General features: G+C 36.8%; 18 protein-coding genes and 1 riboswitch. Of the genes, 15 read left to right on the top strand and 3 right to left on the bottom strand.

The window, feature by feature from the left end:
* The first annotated feature begins 8 nt into the window (after positions 1-8).
* The 5 genes from NK356_RS04100 (at position 9) to NK356_RS04080 (ending at position 4,575) form a co-directional block, all read left to right on the top strand.
* On the top strand, positions 9-1,166 hold the full coding sequence (locus NK356_RS04100) for a hypothetical protein (protein WP_034694774.1): 1,158 nt from the start codon (positions 9-11) through the stop codon (positions 1,164-1,166).
* Between the two features lie 111 nt (positions 1,167-1,277).
* A complete protein-coding gene (locus NK356_RS04095) occupies positions 1,278-2,309 on the top strand; it encodes a MoxR family ATPase (protein ID WP_253316312.1) in 1,032 nt (343 codons plus the stop codon).
* Between the two features lie 78 nt (positions 2,310-2,387).
* Positions 2,388-2,738, top strand: coding sequence for a four helix bundle protein (locus NK356_RS04090; RefSeq protein WP_253316311.1), 351 nt, complete (start codon positions 2,388-2,390; stop codon positions 2,736-2,738).
* A 66-nt stretch (positions 2,739-2,804) separates the two neighbouring features.
* A complete protein-coding gene (locus NK356_RS04085; RefSeq protein ID WP_253316310.1) occupies positions 2,805-4,127 on the top strand; it encodes a DUF58 domain-containing protein in 1,323 nt (440 codons plus the stop codon).
* 28 nt (positions 4,128-4,155) lie between these two features.
* Entirely contained in the window at positions 4,156-4,575 is a 420-nt protein-coding gene (locus NK356_RS04080; protein ID WP_002983375.1) for an OsmC family protein, read from the top strand.
* 80 nt (positions 4,576-4,655) lie between these two features.
* Here the strand turns inward: NK356_RS04080 and NK356_RS04075 are convergent, their stop codons facing one another.
* Positions 4,656-7,271, bottom strand: coding sequence for a glucosidase (locus tag NK356_RS04075; protein ID WP_034694783.1), 2,616 nt, complete (start codon positions 7,269-7,271; stop codon positions 4,656-4,658).
* A gap of 188 nt (positions 7,272-7,459) precedes the next feature.
* Positions 7,460-7,566, top strand: a riboswitch (SAM riboswitch).
* A gap of 60 nt (positions 7,567-7,626) precedes the next feature.
* On the opposite strand from NK356_RS04075, the gene NK356_RS04070 reads away from it, so the two are divergent.
* The 7 genes from NK356_RS04070 to metF all read left to right on the top strand — a co-directional run bounded on the left by NK356_RS04070 (position 7,627) and on the right by metF (position 17,230).
* On the top strand, positions 7,627-8,565 hold the full coding sequence (locus NK356_RS04070; protein WP_253316309.1) for an alpha/beta fold hydrolase: 939 nt from the start codon (positions 7,627-7,629) through the stop codon (positions 8,563-8,565).
* A gap of 5 nt (positions 8,566-8,570) precedes the next feature.
* Positions 8,571-10,109, top strand: a complete 1,539-nt coding sequence (locus NK356_RS04065; protein WP_253316308.1) for a homoserine dehydrogenase — start codon at positions 8,571-8,573, stop codon at positions 10,107-10,109.
* A 109-nt stretch (positions 10,110-10,218) separates the two neighbouring features.
* A complete protein-coding gene (locus NK356_RS04060) occupies positions 10,219-11,379 on the top strand; it encodes an O-succinylhomoserine sulfhydrylase (protein ID WP_253316307.1) in 1,161 nt (386 codons plus the stop codon).
* Between the two features lie 37 nt (positions 11,380-11,416).
* The gene (locus NK356_RS04055) at positions 11,417-12,427 is read left to right on the top strand and encodes a homocysteine S-methyltransferase family protein (protein ID WP_034694795.1); all 1,011 of its coding nucleotides are present in this window, start codon (positions 11,417-11,419) and stop codon (positions 12,425-12,427) included.
* 82 nt (positions 12,428-12,509) lie between these two features.
* Positions 12,510-13,601, top strand: coding sequence for a fatty acid desaturase (locus NK356_RS04050; RefSeq protein ID WP_034694797.1), 1,092 nt, complete (start codon positions 12,510-12,512; stop codon positions 13,599-13,601).
* Between the two features lies 1 nt (position 13,602).
* On the top strand, positions 13,603-16,263 hold the full coding sequence (gene metH / locus NK356_RS04045) for a methionine synthase (protein WP_253316306.1): 2,661 nt from the start codon (positions 13,603-13,605) through the stop codon (positions 16,261-16,263).
* A gap of 7 nt (positions 16,264-16,270) precedes the next feature.
* Positions 16,271-17,230 carry a methylenetetrahydrofolate reductase [NAD(P)H] gene (gene metF, locus NK356_RS04040; protein ID WP_034694800.1) on the top strand — a complete coding sequence of 320 codons (960 nt, stop codon included), beginning with the start codon at positions 16,271-16,273 and terminating at the stop codon, positions 17,228-17,230.
* A 52-nt stretch (positions 17,231-17,282) separates the two neighbouring features.
* Here metF and NK356_RS04035 read toward each other — a convergent pair whose 3' ends face one another.
* A complete protein-coding gene (locus NK356_RS04035; RefSeq protein ID WP_034694802.1) occupies positions 17,283-17,966 on the bottom strand; it encodes a hypothetical protein in 684 nt (227 codons plus the stop codon).
* 92 nt (positions 17,967-18,058) lie between these two features.
* On the bottom strand, positions 18,059-19,210 hold the full coding sequence (locus NK356_RS04030; RefSeq protein ID WP_253316305.1) for a hypothetical protein: 1,152 nt from the start codon (positions 19,208-19,210) through the stop codon (positions 18,059-18,061).
* Between the two features lie 101 nt (positions 19,211-19,311).
* Between NK356_RS04030 and folE the strand changes: the two genes are divergently transcribed.
* The 3 genes from folE (at position 19,312) to cysS (ending at position 22,007) form a co-directional block, all read left to right on the top strand.
* A complete protein-coding gene (gene folE / locus NK356_RS04025) occupies positions 19,312-19,977 on the top strand; it encodes a GTP cyclohydrolase I FolE (protein WP_034694807.1) in 666 nt (221 codons plus the stop codon).
* Between the two features lie 6 nt (positions 19,978-19,983).
* Positions 19,984-20,415 (top strand): DinB family protein, encoded by a 432-nt coding sequence (locus NK356_RS04020; RefSeq protein WP_253316304.1) that lies wholly within the window; start codon positions 19,984-19,986, stop codon positions 20,413-20,415.
* Positions 20,416-20,540: 125 nt separating this feature from the next.
* Positions 20,541-22,007: a cysteine--tRNA ligase gene (gene cysS, locus NK356_RS04015; RefSeq protein ID WP_253316303.1), complete on the top strand. Its 1,467-nt coding sequence runs from the start codon at positions 20,541-20,543 to the stop codon at positions 22,005-22,007.
* Positions 22,008-22,271 lie beyond the last annotated feature (264 nt).

Here is a 22,271-nt window from a genome sequence, read left to right as displayed (position 1 = left end):
TAGTAACCATGAATAAAACTTTCAAAACATATGCTGTAATTTTCGTCATTGTGATGATTATTCTGGCGTTGCTTGAAGTTAACAAAAAAGAAACGACAGACTGGCGGAAGAATTTTGATATCAATGAGAAGTCTCCGTTCGGATTATTTGTTTTTAATAATGAAGCTAAACATCTTTTTAAAAATAAACTGAAGAAGATTGAACAGGTTCCTTATGAATATTACAGCCAGCACAAAAAAGGAGATCACAATATTGTAGTCATTGAAAATAACCTTGACGGTGAGTCATGGAAAAAAATTCTGTCTCAGGTATCTGAAGGCTCAGATGCATTTCTGATGGTAACCCGTATGCCTAAAGAAATTTCAGACAGTATCGGATATTACGATTCCGAAATCTCTTTTGAAGAAGAAAATGTCCTGAAACTTACCGATAAAAAATTTCAGAATGATTTTATTAAATTAGATAAATTTCCATCGGGTAGAGGATTCTCATTCATTAAACCTAAAGTGGAAGTTCTTGGGAAAACAGTAGAGAAAAAGAATACGGATCAGGCCAATTTTATTAAAGTGAAGTTTGGGAAAGGATACATCTATGCACATACCGAACCTCTTTTCCTGACGAATTATTATCTTCTGAAACCCGGCAATGTAAAATATGCACAGGATGTGTTTTCATATCTTCAGGATAGAGAAACCCTTTGGTTTGTATCCAACAAAAGTTCTGAATCACGCTTTTTCATGAGATTTATATTGTCAAATCCACCTTTAAAATATGCATGGTGGGTATTTTTAGGAGGACTTGTTCTTTTTATCTTCTTTAATGCAAAAAGAAAACAGAGGATAGTTCCTGTAGAAGAGCCATTAAGAAATACTTCCCTGGATTTTGTGAAAAGCATTGGAAATCTGTATCTTCAGGAAGGCGATTTTCATGATATGATGGCCAAGAAGGCACAGTATTTTCTGAATAAAGTGAGAATGGACCTGTTGATAGATACTCAGAATTTAGATGAAGAATTTGCAAAAAAATTGCATCTGAAAACCGGGAAACCTATAGAAATGATCAGTGAAGCAATAGCACTTATCAAAAAAGCTCAGGATCCTTATGCCAGTGTAATGAAGGAAGATCTTGCAAGGATCAATAAGCTCCTTGATGAAATACTTAAATAATATAACAATAGAATAACCTAATGATATAAAGCCGATCAATGTTATAATCACTATTCACAGGAAGGGATACAATTATACATTATCGGGCAAGAATGATAAATTAATTTTATTATGGAAAACTTTGATAACCCCAATATAGAAAACCAAAGCACTATCAACCTTAATAAACAGGAAGAACAGTTTCAGTCGAGAATTGATATGATTGAACTTCGTGCAAGCTTAGAGAAAGTGAAATCTGAGATCGGAAAAGTAATTGTAGGGCAGGAGAAAATGATTGAACATCTTTTGGCTGCATTACTTTCCAACGGACACGTACTTATTGAAGGAGTGCCGGGAGTAGCGAAAACAATTACGGCAAAATTATTAGCCAAAACCATTGACGTAGGGTTTAGCAGAATTCAGTTTACTCCGGATCTGATGCCTTCCGATATTTTGGGAACTTCCGTATTCAATGTGAAAAATTCAGAATTTGAATTTAAAAAAGGACCTATCTTCTCCAACTTTATACTGATTGATGAGATCAACAGATCACCTGCCAAAACACAATCTGCATTATTTGAAGTAATGGAAGAAAGACAAATCACAATGGATGGCACGCGTTATACAATGGACGAACCTTTCCTTGTCATCGCTACACAGAACCCGATTGAACATGAGGGAACATACCGACTTCCGGAAGCTCAGCTGGACCGTTTTCTATTCAAAATCAATGTAGGATATCCTAACCTTGAGCAGGAAATAGCGATCATTAAAAATCAGCACGAAAGCAAAAAAGAAGATAAAACAGAAGGGATTAACCGTGTTATCAGTGCAGAACAGTTGAAAAACTATCAGCATCTGGTAAAAGAAATTATTGTGGAATCTCAATTGATGGAATATATTGCTAAGATTATCATCAATACCAGAGAAAACCAGTTCTTATATCTGGGAGCATCTCCGAGAGCTTCCCTAGCACTTCTTACAGCTTCAAAGGCATTTGCTGCTATAAGAGGACGAGATTTTGTAACCCCTGAGGATATTAAAGAAGCAAGCTATGCTGTTTTAAGACACAGAGTAATCGTATCTCCAGAAAGAGAAATGGAAGGTCTTACTGCAGATGAAATTATCCGTCAGATTTTAGAAGGAATAGAAATACCGAGATAGGTATTAGGTAGTTGATAATAGGTGGCAGGTAGCAGTTAATAGCGAGTGAATGCTTAAATAGCTACAAAATTATTATATATGGCAAATTTTAAAGAACTTTTAGTTTGGCAGAAGTCTATTGATTTTGTTACTGACATTTATAGGATTACTGAAACTTTTCCTAAAACCGAAATCTATGGATTAATATCACAAATAAGAAGGTCTGCTGTTTCTATACCCTCTAATATTGCTGAGGGAAACTCAAGACGAAGCAAACCTGATTATCTACAATTTTTAAAAATAGCAAGAGGCAGTTGTGCAGAAGTAGAAACACAATTAATCATTTCAAAAAATCTTGGTTTTTTAAATGAAGATGATTATTTAAAACTAAATCAGGAAATTATAGAAATAACCAAAATGCTGAACGGACTCATTAATTCCCTACAATAATATGATAGTGAAAAAGCTAATAAACGACCACCTAAAACCTTTCATCTGCAACCTGCAACCTAACCAATGAAAAACTTATACATCAATACACGTTTCTTTTTTACACTCATCGGAGTGGGGATTCTGTATGTTCTTGCATTTTTCTTTCCGGTGCTGATGTGGGCAGCCCATATTGTTCTCCTGATTTGCTTTCTGGCAGCAATGGTAGATTTTCTGCTGCTTTTTAATCAAAAGAATGCATTACAGGTTCAGAGAATTCTGCCGGAAAAGCTGTCGAACGGAGATGAGAATTTTGTGAAAATCGATATTAAAAATAATTATAGTTTTACCATACATACTAAGATTATTGACGAAATTCCGTTTCAGTTTCAAAAGAGAGATTTTTTGATTGAAAAACAAATCGCTTCCGGAGCAAATACATTTTTTCAATACACATTGGAGCCTAAAGAAAGAGGAGAATATCATTTCGGAGGTCTGAATGTGTATGCATCATCACCGTTGGGATTCATCTCAAAAAGATTTATTTTCCAGAAAGATGCGATGTTGCCTGCTTATCCCTCTTTTATTCATCTCAGAAAATATGAGCTGATGGCTATTCAGAGTGAATTTTTATTAGGAGGAATCAAGAAAGTCAGAAAACTGGGACACACTATGGAATTTGAGCAGATCAAAGAATATGTTCCCGGAGATGATATCAGAACGATCAACTGGAAAGCAACCTCCAAGACGAACCGTCTTATGGTAAACCAGTTTCAGGATGAAAAATCACAACGTATTTTTATGCTGATTGATAAAGGAAGAACCATGAAAATGCCTTTCAACGGGTTAAGTTTGCTGGATTATTCTATCAATGCTACGATGGCACTCTCTCATATCATTTTAAGAAAAGGAGACAGAGCCGGAATGATGACTTTTTCCAAGAAAGCCGAAAATAAAATTGCTGCCGATAATAAATCCGGACAACTGAAGAAAATCTCAGAAGCACTTTATAATATTAAAACAGATTTCTTTGAAAGCGACTTCAACCGTTTATACCAGGATGTAAAATATTCCATTAACCAAAGAAGTTTAATTCTGCTTTTTACCAACTTTGAAACGCTGGACGGACTGAACCGACAGTTAAAATATCTTCGTGGAATTGCGAAAAACCATTTGCTGGTTGTTGTATTCTTCAAAAACTCAGAACTGCAGACACTGATCAATAAAAATCCTGAAAATATGCAGGAAATTTATGATGAGATTATTGCTGAAAAATTTGAATTTGAAAAGAAACTGATCATTCAGGAACTCCGCAAATATGGAATTTATACGGTCTATACCCTTCCGGAAAATTTGAATATCGATGTTATCAATAAATATCTGGAGATAAAAGCGAGAGGAATTTTATAACTTTGTAGAAGCAATAAGCAAATAAACAATGAAAATTACACTTAACAGAATAAACGACGATTTTTTATTTGAATGTACCAACGCTCAGGGAAATTCCATTCTTTTGGATAACACTTCCCAGCCGGGAGCAAAAGGAGTTTCTCCCATGGAAAGTGTACTGATGGCAGTAGCAGGCTGCAGCGGAATTGATGTGGTTTCTATTCTGAAGAAGCAGCGTCAGGAAATCAAAAGTTTCCAGGCAGAAGTAGAAGGAGAAAGAGTACAGGTAGAAGATGCAAAACCTTTTAAATCCATTAACGTTAAGTTCCTTCTGGAAGGAGAAATTGATCCTAAAAAAGCATTAAAAGCTGCGGAACTTTCTTTTGAAAAATACTGTTCTGTATCAAAAACGTTAGAACCGAATGTAGAAATCGGATACGAAGTATATGTGAACGGAGAAAAAATTTAATCTCTTATTTAAAAAAATAGAAAAAGCCGGATAAATCATCCGGCTTTTTTATTACTCATTACCTATTACTGATTATTCATCTAGAAGGTAAGTCTTGGTTTGATCAGTTTTGCTACAGTGGCTGTCCATCCCGTTTGGTGGGAAGCACCTACACCACGGCCGTTATCTCCATGGAAATATTCAAAGAAAGTAATATAATCTCTGAAATGTTCATCATAATTGAATTTTGGATTACCTCCGTTGAAAGCTCTTTGTCCATGTTCATCCTTTAAAAACAGAGAGCAAAGTCTTTTGCTGATATTCTGAGCCACTTCATCAAGATTTCTTTTATCTCCACTTCCCGTTGGGAGTTCTACTTTCAGACTGTTTCCATAATAATAATGGAAACGCTGAAGGCTTTCCACAATCAGAAAATTGATTGGAAACCAAATTGGACCGCGCCAGTTGCTGTTTCCGCCAAACATACGGCTGTCACTTTCTGCAGGTGTATAGTAGACCATATTTTCAGATCCATGTACAGAGAAGACAAAAGGATTTTCTTCGTATACTTTAGACATGGCACGGATTCCGTAAGAACTAAGGAATTCATTTTCATCAAGCATTCTGGTCAGAACCTTTGTCAGTCTGTTTTTTCGGAGGATGCTCATCAGGTGTTTTCGGCCGTGTCCCTCCTCGTCCCAGTGAGAAACCAGTTTGGTCAACTCCGGCTTGTTCTTTAAGATCCATTCCATTCGGGTTCTGAAATTCGGCATCTTTTCCAGTAAGCGGTGGTCAACAATTTCAACGGCAAACATAGGAATCAAACCGACAATACTTCTTAATTTTAAAGAAACACTGTCTCCATTTCCAAGCTGTAGTACATCATAGAAGAATCCGTCTTCTTCATTCCAAAGACCTTTTGTGCCTTCACCCAGGTTTTCCATAGCTTCTGCGATATAAAGATAATGCTCAAAAAACTTGATCGCCATATCTTCATAAACCTGATAATACTGGGCAAGCTCCATTGCAATGCGCATCATATTCAGGGCATACATCGCCATCCAGCTTGTTCCGTCTGCCTGTTCAAGGTGTTGGCCGTCCTTTAATTCCATATTCCGGTCAAAAGCTCCGATATTATCGAGACCAAGGAAACCACCACCAAAGATGTTTTTCCCATTTTTATCTTTTCGGTTTACCCACCAGGTGAAATTAAGAAGCAGTTTCTGGAATACTTTTTCTAAGAATAATAAATCCGGTTTTCCATTAGTTTTTTCATCAATTTTGAAAACACGGAAGCATGACCACGCATGTACGGGCGGATTCACATCACTCATATTCCATTCATAGGCTGGAAGCTGTCCGTTAGGATGCATATACCATTCTTTCGTAAGCAGCAAAAGCTGTCCCTTGGCAAATTCAGCATCGATGATAGAAAATGGTACACAGTGAAATGCCAGATCCCACGTTGCATACCATGGATACTCCCATTTATCGGGCATGGAAATAATATCCTTATTGTGGAGATGATTCCATTCCGTATTTCTTACATATTCGTTGAAATTTCTTGGAGCTTCAAAGTTGGGATCACCTTTCAGCCATTTTCCGATATTGTAATGATAGAACTGTTTGTTCCAGAGAAGTCCGGCAAAAGCCTGTCTCTGCACATTTCTTTCATCTTCGTTGACGGTGTCATTCTGAATTTCTTTATAAAACTCTTCAGCTTCAGCCTCTCGTATATTGAATATTTCATCAAACTTTTCAAAAGGTTCATCAGCTTCATCCGGACATAGTCTGAATTCAAAAACTTTGGATTCCCCAGCACCAATAAGCTCATCAATCAGAAAAGAAGCTTTTGTTCCCTTTTTTTCAGGATTTACCGTATTGGTTTTATGAGTAATGAAATTATTGATCCCATCTTTGAAATAAGTATTTTCAGCTGCAGGAGCTCCGTAAAGCTTAGAATTATTGGTTTCGTTATCACAAAATACGCTTTGTGCATTGGTATTTCGGGAATAAAGTTTTTTGATTGAAATACTGTCATGGCCAATATTGATACTTCCGTCATGAGAAGCATTGATTTCTGCTTTATACGTATTATATCCCCATTTCCAGTTGTTTCTGAACCATACCGTAGGCGCTACCAGAATAGGGGCTTCATGCTGACTTCGGTTACAGACCGTTACTCTGGCAAGAATATCATTGTGATCGGCTTTGCAATATTCTATAAAAATATCAAAATACTCATCATTATCAAAAATTCCGGTATCGAAAATCTCATATTCCGGTTCCTTTTTACTGCGTCTCCCGTTTTCTGCAACAAGGTCATCGTAAGGAAATTCATTGATCGGATATTTATACACCATTTTCATATAGCTATGAGTAGGTGTATTATCCAGATAATAAAAGATTTCTTTGATGTCTTCCCCATGATTTCCCTGAGGATTGCTCAATCCAAAGAATCTTTCCTTTACCATTTTGTCTTTCTTGTTCCAAAACGAAAAAGCAAAACATAAAAGTTGCTTTACATCAGAAATTCCGGCAATTCCTTCTTCACCCCATCGGTAGGCATAGCTTTCTGCATTATTATGGTTGGTAAAATTCCAGGCATTCCCGTTCGGGCTATAATCTTCGCGTACATTTCCCCACTGCCGGTTGCTTACATAAGGTCCCCAGTTTTTCCATTTGGTATCTTGTAATCTATCTTTTTCGGCGGTCATATCTCATCATTTTTCCATACGAAGTTAGTTTTTTTGAGAAGTAATTCCAATTTTTTTCATCTGAATAATTATTAATATACTCTTGAAATACTTGTATTTAAGGGCTTTTTTAAATATTAAAATAATTTTTTTTTGAAATTAAAAGAAAAGAACTACCTTTGCATCATTCGTTCATTCAAATATTGAAAATGTTATCAAGAAAGGTTGAGGGATTAGACCCTATGAAACCTTAGCAACCCTTTGCGCAAGCAAAGAAGGTGCTACGTTCTACCAAATAATTTTGGACAGATAACTTACTGAAGTTCTTTTCAGCCATTTCCTGTGGCATTTTCAATTGTATTAAAATTTAATAGAATTGAAAACAGAACTAAACTATATTAATCTTACGTATCAAACTTATTCCCAAAAGGAATACCATATCCCGCTAAGCTATCAGCTTTTTGGGAAAGATCTGTTTACAGCCCCTATCATTTTAATCAACCATGCTCTTACCGGAAATTCAAACGTATCCGGAGAAAAAGGCTGGTGGAAACAATTGGTAGGAGAAAATCAGATTGTTGATACCGATAAATATACTGTTCTGTGTTTTAATATACCCGGAAACGGATACGACGATTTTTTAATTGAAGACTATGAAGACTTCACACCTTCGGATATCGCTGCGATATTTCTGAAAGGACTTGAAGCTTTACATATCAAAAATTTATATGCCATTATCGGAGGCTCTCTGGGAGGAGGGATTGCCTGGGAAATGCTTGCCAAGCAGCCGGATCTCGCAGAAATATTTATTCCTATTGCCTGTGATTACAGAACGCACGACTGGCTTCATGCACAATGTCTGGTTCAGAAATTTTTATTGAATGATAAAGAGGAACCATTACAGAAAGCAAGAATTCATGCTATGTTGTGTTATAGAACTCCACAGTCACTCAATGATAGATTTCAAAACCAATATAACCAGGAAAAAAAACGCCTGGAATCAGAAGACTGGCTGGTTTATCATGGTAATGCACTAAACGAAAGGTTTAGTTTAAAAGCATACAAGCTGATGAACCATCTCCTGATGAATATAAACGTTGCTGAAGAAGCACTGGAGAACATACAGGCACGAATGCACATGATCTCCGTAGATACAGACTTATTCTTTCCGGCTTCTGAAATCCGAATGTGTTTTGAAAACTTAAAAGAGAAAAATAAGGATGTTTCTTATCACGAGATCCAATCTATACACGGGCATGATGCCTTCCTAATGGAATATCAACAATTAAATAATATCATTAAAAACATTTTATAGAAGTAATGAAAAATGCTAACGAAATAAAATTTTTGAAGAACAGATCAATCGTCAAATTTGAAGGAGAAGATTTCCTGGGAGAAATCGGGATTGACGGACGAATTTTTAAAGCGCTTACTTTGGCGCGTATCAGTGTAGGCGTAATTTCTCAGCAAGCCATAGAAAACGGAATTTCAATTCTGGTTCATGAAAATGATGCGGAGAAAGCTGTGGCTTGTCTTATTGATGAATTCGAAACAGAAAGAAAATCAGGAAAAGTTTCCCAAATTTATAGTATTAATAATGTCTCTGTGATTGGTTTTGTTGCAGAAGACTTCAATAAAGTCTTTGCAGAACTGGCAAGAAACAATGTTTTCCCATTGCTTTTGAATCAGGTAGCAGGAGAAAACAGAGTCAATATCGTAGTGACTTCTTCTCAGGATGAAAAAACAAGAAACATCATAGAATCTGAAATTTTCAAAAAGCCGAAGACCGTTCATCTGGCTATCATTGGCCACGGAAATGTAGGAAAAACATTGATTCAACAGGTTTTGGAATCTGCAGAAGAAATTAAAAAACGTAAAAAAATAGATCTTAAAGTAGTTGCAGTAGCCAACTCTAAGAAAATTGCCTTCAACAAAAAAGGATTTGATGCCAATTGGAATGATGAGGTTTTGACAGCTGAACATCCATCAAATGTTGAAGAATTAATCAACTTCTCTAAGGAAAATCAACTGGAGAATCTGATTGTTGTGGATAACACAGCAAGCAAAGATTTTGTGAAAAACTATCATGCTTTGGCAGAAAACGGATTCGATCTGGTGTCTTCCAACAAGATTTTCAATACCCTTCCGATAGAAGAATACAGAAAACTAAGATATACGTTGAGTAAAAACAACAGACGTTATCTGTATGAAACCAATGTGGGGGCTGGTTTACCGTTAATTGATACCATCAAGTTATTACACCTTTCAGGAGAAAATATCACCAGAATCAAAGGAGTGTTCTCAGGAACATTAAGCTATGTGTTCAACAATTTTTCTTTGAGAGATGATAAATTCTCAACCATCATCAATGAAGCTTTGGAAAAAGGATATACAGAACCGGATCCTAGAGAAGACTTATCAGGAAATGATGTAGCAAGAAAATTATTGATTCTGGCGAGAGAATTAGACTTAATCAATGAATTCGGAGATATCAATATTCAGAATCTTGTTCCGGAAAGCCTTCTTGAAGTTTCAAAATCAGAATTCCTTTCAAGATTGGAAGAGCTGGACGAAGAATATCAGAAAATAAAAGAAAACCAGGAACCCGGACATGTATTGAGATATGTAGGTGATCTACATGGTGACTTACAGAAAGATAAAGGCGAACTGGATGTAAAACTGGTTTCTGTTCCTGCAACTTCCGCACTGGGACAGCTGAAAGGCTCAGATTCCATCTTTGAAATTTATACAGAAAGCTATGGAGAAAATCCAATTGTGATTATGGGAGCCGGAGCTGGCGCACAGGTAACAGCAAGAGGTGTATTCGGAGATATTTTAAGAGTAAGTGAAACGAAATAAATTAATGTAACAATCTACCAATCTGGCAGTGTAACCATTATTGCAATTGTATTCTGAGCATAGCGAAGAATCTAATGGTTACCCTGCTGAATTGACAAATTAAAACTATATGGAAAATTTTGAAACATCAGCAATAAGAACCCAAACAGAAAGATCTCAGTTTGATGAGCATTCTACGCCGCTCTATCTTACTTCCAGCTTTATATTTCAGGATGCGGAAGATATGAGAGCAAGCTTTGCAGAAGAAAAACCTAAAAATTTATACAGCCGTTTCTCTAATCCAAACGTAACCGAATTTACAGATAAGATTGCTAAAATGGAAGGGGCAGAAGCTGGATATGCCTTTGCAACAGGAATGGCAGCCATCTATTCTACATTTGCTGCATTACTGAATGCCGGAGATCATATCGTAAGCTGCCAGTCAGTATTTGGATCTACTCATACTTTGTTTACCAAATATTTCCCGAAATGGAATATTGAAACCTCTTACTTCAAAGCAGAAGATGCAGCGAATGTAGAGCAATACATTAAGCCTAATACAAAGATCTTATATCTTGAAACACCTACTAATCCGGCTATTGAAATCCTGGATCTTGAGTTTTTCGGTCAGATCGCTAAAAAGCATAACCTTATCTTTATTGTAGATAACTGTTTTGCAACACCTTATCTTCAGCAGCCTATCAAATATGGTGCAGATATTGTGGTACACTCAGCTACAAAACTGATTGACGGGCAGGGAAGAGTTTTAGGTGGAATAGCAGTAGGAAAAGAAGACCTGATCAGAGAAATTTATCTTTTCGCAAGAAATACAGGACCTGCATTATCTCCTTTTAATGCATGGGTATTATCAAAAAGCCTTGAAACATTGGCTATCCGTGTAGAAAAACACTGTGAGAATGCATTGAAGGTAGCCGAGTTTTTAGAGAGTCATCCTAATGTAGAATTGGTAAAATATCCATTTCTGAAATCTCATCCGAGTTATGAAATTGCCAAAAAGCAGATGAAACTTGGAGGAAATATCGTAGCCTTTGAAATAAAAGGTGGAATAGAAGGTGGAAGAAACTTTTTAGATAAGATCCAAATGTGTTCACTGTCTGCTAATTTAGGTGATACAAGAACGATCGTTACGCATCCGGCATCTACTACACACTCCAAATTATCAGACGAAGAAAGAAATGAAGTAGGTATTACTGCAGGGCTGGTACGTTGTTCAGTAGGGTTGGAAAATGTGGATGACATTATTGCTGATCTGAAGCAGGCTTTAGATTAATTCAACTAGCAACTGGTTTTAGCCAAAATAGATTAAAATGAAAAATTCAGAACAATTATATAAAGCTTTATCCGAAAGAATTTTAATTCTTGACGGTGCCATGGGAACTATGCTTCAGAGATACAAATTCGAAGAAGAAGATTACCGTGGAGAACGTTTCAAAGACTGGGAACATCCGGTAAAAGGAAACAATGACCTGCTTTCTCTGACACAGCCCCAGGCGATTGAGGAAGTTCATAAGAAATACCTGGAAGCCAAAGCTGATATCATTGAAACCAATACCTTTTCAGGAACTACCATTGCGATGGCAGATTATCACATGGAAGATCTGGTATACGACCTGAACTATGAGTCAGCAAAAATTGCCAGAAAAGCCTGTGACGAGTATACTGCGAAAAATCCGGATAAACCAAGATTCGTAGCGGGATCTATCGGACCTACAAACAGAACAGCTAGTTTGAGTCCTGATGTTAATGATCCAGGGTACAGAGCCATCACTTTTGAAGAATTGAGAGTCGCTTACAAACAGCAGTGTGAAGCTTTGCTGGATGGAGGTTCAGACATCCTTCTGGTAGAAACCATCTTTGATACCCTGAATGCAAAAGCAGCTTTATTTGCTATTGATGAATTACAGGATGAAAGAGGAATTAAGATCCCGATCATGGTTTCAGGAACCATTACCGATGCTTCAGGAAGAACATTGAGCGGACAGACTGCGGAAGCTTTCCTGATCTCAGTTTCTCACCTGAATTTACTAAGCGTAGGTTTCAATTGTGCATTGGGAGCAGATCAGCTGACCCCTTATCTTGAAACACTGGCTCATAATTCAGAATTCTACGTTTCAGCATATCCGAATGCCGGTTTGCCGAATGCTTTTGGAAAATATGATGAAACTCCGGAAGATATGGCGAGACAGATCAAAGAATATGTTGAGAAAGGATTAATCAATATTATAGGAGGATGTTGTGGTACAACGCCTGAGCATATTAAAGCGATTGCAGACCTTGTAGAAAAATATGAGCCAAGGAAATTGAAGAAATTTGTGTGATTTGATAGATTTTTTTAATTAAAATCAAAGATGAAGGCTGGATTATAAATGTTAACTTTAAGTAAACCACAAAGTTAAACATATGGAAAAGCCAATTTACTTAAAAGATTCCGAGGATGTCAGATTATTTAATGAGCTGAGAAAGAAAGTGAACCAAAGGGTAGAAACCATTTCTGAGAACAGAGATATCTACATTAAGATCAAAGCGGTACTTCTTCCACTGGTCTATATTGGTTTATATTTTCTGGCTCTTTTGAATGCCGAAAAGCATTGGATCTACATTCTGAGCTTTGTTTTAATGGGAATTTCTTTGGTTTTGATTTATTTAAACTTAATCCACGAAGCAGCCCATAACAATATTTATAAAAGTAAAAGATTAAACGGGCTGGTTCTTCACATTTTTGATTTTATAGGAGCTAATTCCTATATCTGGAAAAAAAGACATATCGCAAGCCATCACGCCTATCCTAACGTAGATGGATGGGACACGGATATCGAACAGAGTGGGCTGCTTTTAATCGTACCGTGGATTAAAGCGAAAGGAGTACAGAAGTATCAGGATAAGTTTTTCTTTTTAGTATATCCGTTGTATTTGTTCAACTGGATGTTTATAAGAGACTTCAGAGACTTCTTTGATAAGGAAAGGGTGATTTTAAAAACCCAGGGAAAGATACCCGCCATTGAAAAAGTAAAAATGATAAGTTATAAGCTGTTCTATTTCTTTTATCAGATTGTGGTTCCTGTAATGTTCTTTAAAGTATCAATAGGATTGGCTTTAGGAGCGTGGTTTTTACAGGTGATATCAGCAAGTATTTTTGCATTGTTTGTTTTACTGCCTTTGCATCCGCTTCCTGATAATGCTTTTCCAAAATTAAATAAAGAAAAAGGTCTGCCATTCAGTTGGCTTCGTCACCAGTTTGAAGTGACCAATGATTTAAAAGAAAATAACTGGTTAGTAAGAAATGTGTTGGGAAATTTCAATTTTCATGTTGCCCATCATCTTTTTCCCAATTACAGTTATATGTATTACAATGAAATTACAGAGGAGATTGAGGAGTTTGCTAAAGAGCATGATTTAGCATATAAAAGATTTCCATTGATTACAGCTTTAAGTAAGCATAGGGATTTATTGAAGCAGAATGCCAATAATGCCTACTATATTTTAGAAGAATAAAATGAAATATTTAAGATTATCAGGCCTCGAGCCTCTTATCATAACCCCGGAGAGTAATTTCATCAACGTTGGTGAAAGGACGAATGTTGCCGGTTCCAAAAAGTTTTTAAGGCTGATCAAAGAGGAGAAATTCTCTGAAGCCTTAGATATTGCCCGCCATCAGGTAGAAGGAGGTGCACAGATTCTGGACGTTAATTTTGATGATGGATTGATCGATGGTAAAGCATCGATGATCAAATTCCTGAACTTAATTGCCTCAGAACCGGATATCGCAAGAATCCCGATCATGGTAGACTCTTCCAAATGGGAAATCCTGGAAGCAGGTCTTCAGGTAGCACAGGGAAAATGTGTGGTGAATTCTATCAGCTTAAAAGAAGGTGAAGAAGAATTTATCAAACATGCCAAAGCCATTAAAAGATATGGAGCGGCAGTCATTGTGATGGCATTTGATGAGGTAGGGCAGGCAGACAGTTTTGAACGAAGAATTGAAATCTCAAAACGTTCCTATGATATCATGGTAAATCAGATTGGTTTCCCGGCAGAAGATATCATTTTCGACTTAAATATCTTTCCGGTGGCAACAGGAATGGATGAGCACAGAAGAAATGCAATCGATTTTATTGAAGCTACACGCTGGGTAAGACAAAACCTTCCCTATGCATCAGTAAGTGGAGGAGTAAGTAATGTTTCTTTCTCTTTCCGTGGAAATGATACCGTAAGAGAAGCGATGCACTCCGTATTCCTTTACCATGCGATTCAGGCAGGAATGAACATTGGTATCGTGAATCCAACTATGCTTGAGGTTTATGATGAGATCAATAAAGAATTACTGGAGCTTGTAGAAGATGTAATTCTGGATAAAAGAGAAGATGCTACAGAAAGACTTCTTGATTATTCTGAAAAGCATAAATCAGTTAAGAAAGAAAAAACTGAAGACTTAGAATGGAGAAACAATCCTTTGCAGGAAAGAATTACTTATGCTCTGGTAAAAGGAATTGACCGTTTCATTGAAGAAGACGTAGAAGAAGCAAGGCAACTGGCAGCAAGACCACTTCATGTCATCGAAATTAATCTGATGACCGGAATGGGAGTCGTGGGGGATTTGTTCGGAAGCGGAAAAATGTTCCTTCCTCAGGTCGTGAAGTCGGCAAGGGTAATGAAAAAGGCGGTAGCATATTTACAGCCTTTCATTGAAGCGGAAAAAGACGGATCAAGACCTGCTAATGGTAAAATCTTAATGGCAACAGTAAAAGGAGATGTCCATGATATTGGTAAAAATATTGTAAGCGTTGTTCTGGGCTGTAACAATTATGAAATTGTTGACCTCGGTGTGATGGTTCCTGCTGAAAAGATTATCCAGACCGCTATAGAGGAAAAAGTAGACGTTATTGGTTTAAGTGGACTGATTACGCCAAGTTTGGATGAAATGGTCTATATCGCTTCAGAATTAGAAAGACAAAACTTAGATTTTCCATTATTGATCGGTGGTGCTACCACATCAAAGGCACACACGGCAGTGAAAATCGATTTAAAATATAAAAATGCAGTTGTTCACGTAAATGATGCCTCAAGAGCTGTAAATGTTGTGAGTTCATTATTAGGTGACAGAAATAAAGAATACGTTTCGGATTTAAAGAATGACTATTCCGATTTCAGAGAAAAGTTTCTGAACAGACAGGTAGATAAAGATTATGTCTCCATTGAAGAAGCAAGAGAAAATCATTTTAAAATTGATTGGGAAAATGAAGAGATCTTCACTCCGAATACAATAGGAATAAAAATAATCGAGAATCAGGATTTAAGAGAACTTCTTCCTTTCATCGACTGGTCTCCGTTTTTCAGAAGCTGGGATCTTCACGGAAAATATCCGAATATCTTAGAAGATGAGGTTGTAGGTGCTCAGGCGAAAGAATTATTCAAAGATGCTCAGGTTATTCTGAAAAGAATTCTGGATGAGAAACTGTTAACGGCAAAAGCTATCTTCGGAATCTTTAAAGCCAATTCCAATGAATCTGATGATATCTTGATTTTTGATGAAGATAATAATGAGCAGGCGAAGTTTTTAACCCTTAGACAGCAGGCTCAGAGATCAAAAGGAAAAGATTATCTGGCTCTAAGTGATTTCATTGCTCCTCAAAGCTCTGGAAAAACTGATTACGTGGGAGCATTCTGCGTAACCACCGGATTTGGAACTGATGAACTGTCTGCAGAATACGAAAAAGCCAATGATGACTACAATTCCATCATGGTAAAAGCTCTGGCAGACCGTTTTGCAGAGGCCTATGCAGAATTTTTACATAAAAAAGTACGAACAGAGTATTGGGGATATGCCAATCAGGAAACTTTAAGCAACGAAGAATTGATTGCCGAAAAATACAAAGGAATCCGTCCGGCTCCAGGTTATCCGGCTTGCCCTGATCATTTGGAAAAGAAAACCATCTGGGATCTTTTAAAAGTAGAAGAAAATACAGGCGTTTTCCTTACAGAAAGCCTTGCTATGTTCCCAACAGCATCTGTTTCCGGATATTATTTCGGAAGCCCGCATGCCAAATATTTCGGATTAGGAAAAATTACAGAAGACCAGCTTGAAGATTATGCAGCAAGAAGAGGTTGTAGCATCCAGGAAGCGAGAAAATGGTTGTCACCAAATTTAGCAGATTAACATTGACATGAAGATAACAGAACACATTAAAAATGCAAATGGAAAAACTTTATTCTCCTTAGAAGTTGTTCCGCCACAGAAAGGAATCGGGATTGAAGATCTTTATACAAATATAGATCCGTTGATGGAGTTCAAACCACCTTTCATTGACGTGACCACATCCAGAGAAGAATACATTTATCTGGACAAAGGAAATGGCTTGATGGAACGCCGTATTACAAGAATGCGTCCGGGAACACTGGGGATTTGTGCTGCAATCCAGCATAAATACAATGTTGATACAGTACCACATCTTCTTTGTGGAGGTTTTACCAAGGAAGAAACAGAATATCTGTTGGTAGACTGTATGTACCTTGGAATTGATAATGTAATGGCTTTAAGAGGAGATGCCATGAAAGGACATCAATATTTTGAACCTACTCAGGGAGGCCATGCCAGTGCGATGGATTTGGTGAATCAGATTAACAATCTGGGAAGAGGAAAATACCTTCATAACGAGGAGCAGGTTTGTGATGAATTGAACAAATTCTGCATCGGTGTAGCCGGATATCCTGAAAAACACATGGAAGCCCCTTCTATGAATTATGACCTCAAGTGGCTGAAGCAAAAAGTAGACGCCGGAGCAGATTATATCGTTACCCAAATGTTTTTTGACAATAAAAAGTATATAGAATTCGTTCAGAAAGCAAGAGAAATGGGAATCACGGTTCCAATCATTCCGGGAATTAAACCGATTGCAACAAAGAAACACTTGAAAATCCTGCCACAGGTATTCAAAATAGATCTTCCCGAAGAACTGATCAATGAAGTAGAAAATGCAAAGAATAATGAAGCTGTAAAACAAATCGGAATAGAATGGTCCATTGCTCAATGCAAAGAATTACTGGATTTCGGAGTTCCTGTTCTGCACTTCTACTCAATGGGGAAGAGTGATAATATTAAAAAAGTAGCCGGTGAGCTATTCTAATAAAAGTACCAAAATGAAGGAACCCCTGTGAAATTTCACAGGGGTTTATTTTTTATTGATTTAAGAATTTAACCAGTTTGATGAGGTCCGCTTCTTTATTAATTTTGATATTATTAGATTTTACGAACTTTTCAATCTCATCTTTTTTTGATGGGAAAGCTTCTGCTATCTCTTTTATTTTTTTTGGATTCTTAATAAATCCTGATTCTGTTTTGATATAGTAAATAGGATCCTTTGCATTAAAGCTCGCAGGTCTGTCTATTTCATATGAATTTTTCGCAGAAACAGCATTCTTAAACTCTGTTTTTACTTTTTTTAAAAGCGCATTTTTACCTCCTGCAAGTTCAAAAAAGTACCCCTTTAGATCATCACCAGTATCAATTTTTACTAATATTTCTTTTGTTCTGGTAAATTCAATTCTTGTAAAAGGACTGTCCGGAACTAAAGAATACGTTTCTTCATCTTTTTTAAATTCAACTTCGTCGAAATAAGTATTATAACGTGCTACAGCAGATTCTTCTCTGTTGCCTGCGATAAATTTAGCGGGGGAAAATGCTTTTTCATAGTAAGGGCTGCCTTGGATGTCGTCATAGCTTATTCCTTTACTGTTAGAATCTCCGTTTTGATAGAAGGTATGATTTAGTAAACGTGATCCGTCATAGCTCAATGTATTCATCTGCTGTGCAGACAGAGGAATAGCTGATATAAATAAGATGTTTATAATTATTTTTCTCATTGTACATAGTTTTAGTTAGTTTGTTCAATAAAATATTTTCAAAATTACAACTATTCCATCAATTTATGTGAAAAGAAATAATTGTTCTCGAGTTATAAATTCGGATGTCTCTCAAACTCCTTACTCCTGTCAAATAAATATCTATAAGTAGCCAACTTCCGGGTAACCGTAGTTTCAAGAGCCTCTGCAATCTTAATCATTTTAGGATTAAAATCACCAATCCACTGTAGTTCCGTAGTCGTAAAATCCGTATGTTTTCTCAAATGTTGAGTCCCTTCCCAGATCATATACCCGTCAATGCCTTTCTTTTGCCATTCGGGAACAACTCCAAAAACAAGTCCCACCATTTTTTCATTCTTTTTAAAACGCTTTAAAAACAAAAATTTTAGCTTTTCAAAAATCCCGAATTTCCCATTCAGATATTTAAACCACTGGTTGAGGTCTGGCATATTAATCCACATCGCAATAGGGGTCTCATTTTCATATACAAACCATGAAATATGCTCATTGATAATAGGTTTCATAGTGTTGAACATCTTCAGAACTTTTGCTTCTTCAAGATGTTTTCCTTCCCCATGCGAAGCCCATGCTTTATTATAAACTTCTGTAAAGTCCCTGGCAAACTTGGGCAGATTATTCTTTTTCATAGGTTGAGCTGAGATTGCAGGGTTTCTTCTGTTTTTTTCATGTGCAATGGTAAAGATCCTCGAAACTTCCGCAAAAACAGGTCTGGTAAAACAAAGCTGTTCAAAGTAAATCTGAAAACCATAATTCTCAAACAGATCTTTGTAATAAGGAAAGTTGTAATTCATTCCAAACAAAGGCTCAGCAAAACCTTCAATCAAAAGACCCCAGAATTTATCCCGCTCTCCAAAATTGATAGGTCCATCCATCGCCTCAATTCCTTTTTCCTGAAGCCAGTTTTTACAATGGTTAAAAATAAAATTGGCAGTTTCCTGATCATCAATACAGTCGAAAAAGCCAATTCCTCCCGTAGGCTGCTTTTGTTCATAGCAGCCGTTGACAAAAACAGCTACTTTGCCAACAGTATTGTTATCCTTTTTAAACAGAAACCTCTTACATTCTCCGTTTTTAAAGAATTTATTTTTTTCAGGATCAAAAATTTCCTCAATATGTTTATCTAAAGGACGGATATAATTTTTGTCGTGTTCATAAAGGCGGGCCGGGAATTCCAGAAATTCCCTTTTATGGAGTTGGTTTTGTACTTCTTCGACAATAATCATATGTTTTTTTATAAGAAATGGCTATAAAAGATAATGTTTTTCATCTTATTTGAAATAGACAAAAAGATATTATCCGTATTTTTGCTGCAAATTAAATAAAAATGGTTGATTTTACTGATAACGACGATGATATTTTCACTGGAAAAGAACATACGCCTATAAGGGAAGATGCTTTTGATAAATCGCCACAGGAAAAAATTGAAAAAATTACTGAGCTTTTTGGCGAGATTATGGAAACGTTGGGAATGGATATGACAGATGATTCTCTCAAAGACTCTCCAAGACGTGTTGCCAAAATGTATGTGAACGAGATTTTCGGAGGACTTCTTCCTGAAAACAAACCAGGAATCTCCACGTTCTCCAACAAATACAAATACCGCCAGATGTTGGTAGAGAAGGATATCACCGTATATTCTTTCTGCGAACACCACTTTTTACCCATCATAGGAAGAGCACATGTTGCTTATATTTCTAATGGGGAAGTAATCGGCCTTTCAAAAATTAACAGAATTGTAGATTACTATGCGAAAAGACCACAGGTTCAGGAAAGACTTACCATGCAGATTGTAGATGCTTTGAAAGAAGCTTTGGGAACAAAAGACGTAGCGTGTATTATTGATGCAAAACACCTTTGTGTAAACTGCAGAGGAATAAAAGATACGGCAAGTTCTACCATTACTGCAGAACTAAGTGGTATTTTCAGAACAAACCCTATTACAAGACAGGAATTTTTACATTACGTAGGAAGCCATGCAAAACTGGATTAAGAAATAATGAATTACCAGATTCTTCGAAATATTATCGATGCCGAGCTTCAGAGATTTCAAAATATCACTGAAGAAGAATGGTCACGTAAGGGTTCTTCAGAAAAATGGTCCAAAAAAGAAATTATTGGTCATCTTTGTGACAGCGCTTTTACAAATATCCGTAGATTTGTTGTGACACAATATAAAGAAAACGAAAATATTGTATACGACCAGAATTTTTGGGTAAAAGCTCAGAACTATCAGAATGTTCCTACCTCAGATCTTATTGACCTGTGGAAATCTTTGAACTACCAGATTGTTCATATCGTAGAAAATATCCCGCATGAAGCATTACAGAGAACCTGTGATACTACCAAAACAGAACCACGGGTCTATACATTGGAGTTTATTATCGATGATTATGTAGATCATTTACAGCATCATTTAAAAGCGATTTAATTATGATAAAATTTAAAAAAGTTTCAGATAAGATTTTTATCACAACGATTATTTGTTGTGACAGATGTAATTTTTAACTCAATTTTGAATCTTTAAAATCATTAAATCTTTTAACTTAAAAATAAATGCAATTAAAAATATATAACTCGCTTACAGCAGAAAAAGAAATATTCAAACCTATCTTAGAAGGAAATGTCGGAATGTATGTCTGCGGACCTACCGTGTACAGCAATGTGCATTTGGGAAATGTAAGAACTTTCCTTTCTTTTGACTTTATCTACCGTACCCTGATGCATTTGGGGTATAAAGTAAGATATGTAAGAAATATTACTGATGCAGGTCACCTTACCGATGATGGAAATGTTGATAACGACAGATTCGTAAAACAAACCAGACTTGAAAAGCTGGAGCCTATGGAAATTGTACAGAAATACACCGTAGATTTCCACAAAGTGCTGGATATGTTTAACTTACTCCCTCCAAATATCGAGCCTACCGCTACAGGACATATTGTAGAGCAGATCGAATTAACTCAAAAACTAATTGAAAGAGGCTTTGCTTACGAAAGCAACGGCTCAGTATATTTTGATGTATTAGAATACAACAAGAGAGGACTGAACTATGGTGAACTTTCAAAACGTAATATAGAAGAGCTTTTCGCCAATACCAGAGACCTTGACGGTCAGGGAGAAAAGAAAAACCCACAGGATTTTGCATTGTGGAAAAAAGCATCCCCAGCTCACATCATGAGATGGAATTCCCCTTGGGGAGAAGGTTTCCCGGGATGGCACCTTGAATGTACTGCGATGAGTACTAAATATCTGGGTGAAACATTCGATATCCATGGAGGAGGAATGGACCTTAAATTCCCCCACCACGAATGTGAAATTGCACAAGGGAAAGCTTGCAACGATGCCGCACCGGTTAATTACTGGATGCATGCCAATATGCTGACGATGAATTCTCAGCGTATGAGCAAATCTACAGGGAACTATATCCTTCCGATGCAGTTAGTGACAGGAGATAATGACTTCTTTGAAAAACCATTCCATCCTTCAATTGTACGTTTCTGCTTCCTGCAGGCACACTACAGAAGTGTTCTGGATATTTCAAACGATGCCATGATAGCCAGCGAAAAAGGATTTATCAGATTAATGGAAGCGGTGAAAGTATTGAATTCTATTACTCCTGATGACACAAAACAATCCGGTTTCAGCCTGAAAGAATGGAAAGATAAAGCCTATGATGCATTAACAGACGATTTCAATTCACCAATCCTGATTGCTCACCTGTTTGAAGCAGTGAAATACATCTTTGCTTTAAATGATGGTAAGGAAACAATCTCAACAGAAGATCTTGAAGATTTGAAAACTACTCTCAATGCCTTTATCTTTGATGTTTTAGGATTGCAGACTGTAGAAGAGAATAACAATGAAAAGCTGGATCAGACCCTAAAAGTTTTGATCGAATTGAGAAATCAGGCAAGAAAATCCAAAAACTTTGAACTTTCAGACCAGATCAGAGATAAACTGCTTGCAGAAGGTATCGAATTAAAAGATGGAAGAGACGGAACATCATACGTTCTGAACTAAAAATATAAACTTCGTTTTATCCACATTCCGTAGGAGTCCCACATATTTAGGATTCTTACGGAATGTTTTTTTATTACCCCTCAAAAAGCATTGGCATTTCACCCTCCCTTATTTCAATTCCCCACCTTTTTCTATAACTCTCAAACCCTCAAACTCTCCAACTCTCCAACTCTCAAACTTTATTAGGAGCTTCATCCTGCTATCCATTCATACTCCTCGCGCCAGCGCTCTCCCACGCTGTCACCCTGAGCGAAGCCGAAGGGT

The sequence above is a fragment of the Chryseobacterium sp. S0630 genome (assembly GCF_024158915.1).
Classification (GTDB): domain Bacteria; phylum Bacteroidota; class Bacteroidia; order Flavobacteriales; family Weeksellaceae; genus Chryseobacterium.
Note: the sequence above shows the minus strand (reverse complement) of the source record. Positions and strands in the feature narration are given on the sequence as shown.

Excerpts from the sequence above, each read along its gene's own strand:
- NK356_RS04100 (WP_034694774.1), top strand. The coding sequence starts at position 9 with ATGAATAAAACTTTCAAAACATATGCTGTAATTTTCGTCATTGTGATG.
- NK356_RS04095 (WP_253316312.1), top strand. The coding sequence starts at position 1,278 with ATGGAAAACTTTGATAACCCCAATATAGAAAACCAAAGCACTATCAAC.
- NK356_RS04090 (WP_253316311.1), top strand. The coding sequence starts at position 2,388 with ATGGCAAATTTTAAAGAACTTTTAGTTTGGCAGAAGTCTATTGATTTT.
- NK356_RS04085 (WP_253316310.1), top strand. The coding sequence starts at position 2,805 with ATGAAAAACTTATACATCAATACACGTTTCTTTTTTACACTCATCGGA.
- NK356_RS04080 (WP_002983375.1), top strand. The coding sequence starts at position 4,156 with ATGAAAATTACACTTAACAGAATAAACGACGATTTTTTATTTGAATGT.
- NK356_RS04075 (WP_034694783.1), bottom strand. The coding sequence starts at position 7,271 with ATGACCGCCGAAAAAGATAGATTACAAGATACCAAATGGAAAAACTGG.
- NK356_RS04065 (WP_253316308.1), top strand. The coding sequence starts at position 8,571 with ATGAAAAATGCTAACGAAATAAAATTTTTGAAGAACAGATCAATCGTC.
- NK356_RS04060 (WP_253316307.1), top strand. The coding sequence starts at position 10,219 with ATGGAAAATTTTGAAACATCAGCAATAAGAACCCAAACAGAAAGATCT.
- NK356_RS04055 (WP_034694795.1), top strand. The coding sequence starts at position 11,417 with ATGAAAAATTCAGAACAATTATATAAAGCTTTATCCGAAAGAATTTTA.
- NK356_RS04050 (WP_034694797.1), top strand. The coding sequence starts at position 12,510 with ATGGAAAAGCCAATTTACTTAAAAGATTCCGAGGATGTCAGATTATTT.
- metH (WP_253316306.1), top strand. The coding sequence starts at position 13,603 with ATGAAATATTTAAGATTATCAGGCCTCGAGCCTCTTATCATAACCCCG.
- metF (WP_034694800.1), top strand. The coding sequence starts at position 16,271 with ATGAAGATAACAGAACACATTAAAAATGCAAATGGAAAAACTTTATTC.
- NK356_RS04035 (WP_034694802.1), bottom strand. The coding sequence starts at position 17,966 with ATGAGAAAAATAATTATAAACATCTTATTTATATCAGCTATTCCTCTG.
- NK356_RS04030 (WP_253316305.1), bottom strand. The coding sequence starts at position 19,210 with ATGATTATTGTCGAAGAAGTACAAAACCAACTCCATAAAAGGGAATTT.
- folE (WP_034694807.1), top strand. The coding sequence starts at position 19,312 with ATGGTTGATTTTACTGATAACGACGATGATATTTTCACTGGAAAAGAA.
- NK356_RS04020 (WP_253316304.1), top strand. The coding sequence starts at position 19,984 with ATGAATTACCAGATTCTTCGAAATATTATCGATGCCGAGCTTCAGAGA.
- cysS (WP_253316303.1), top strand. The coding sequence starts at position 20,541 with ATGCAATTAAAAATATATAACTCGCTTACAGCAGAAAAAGAAATATTC.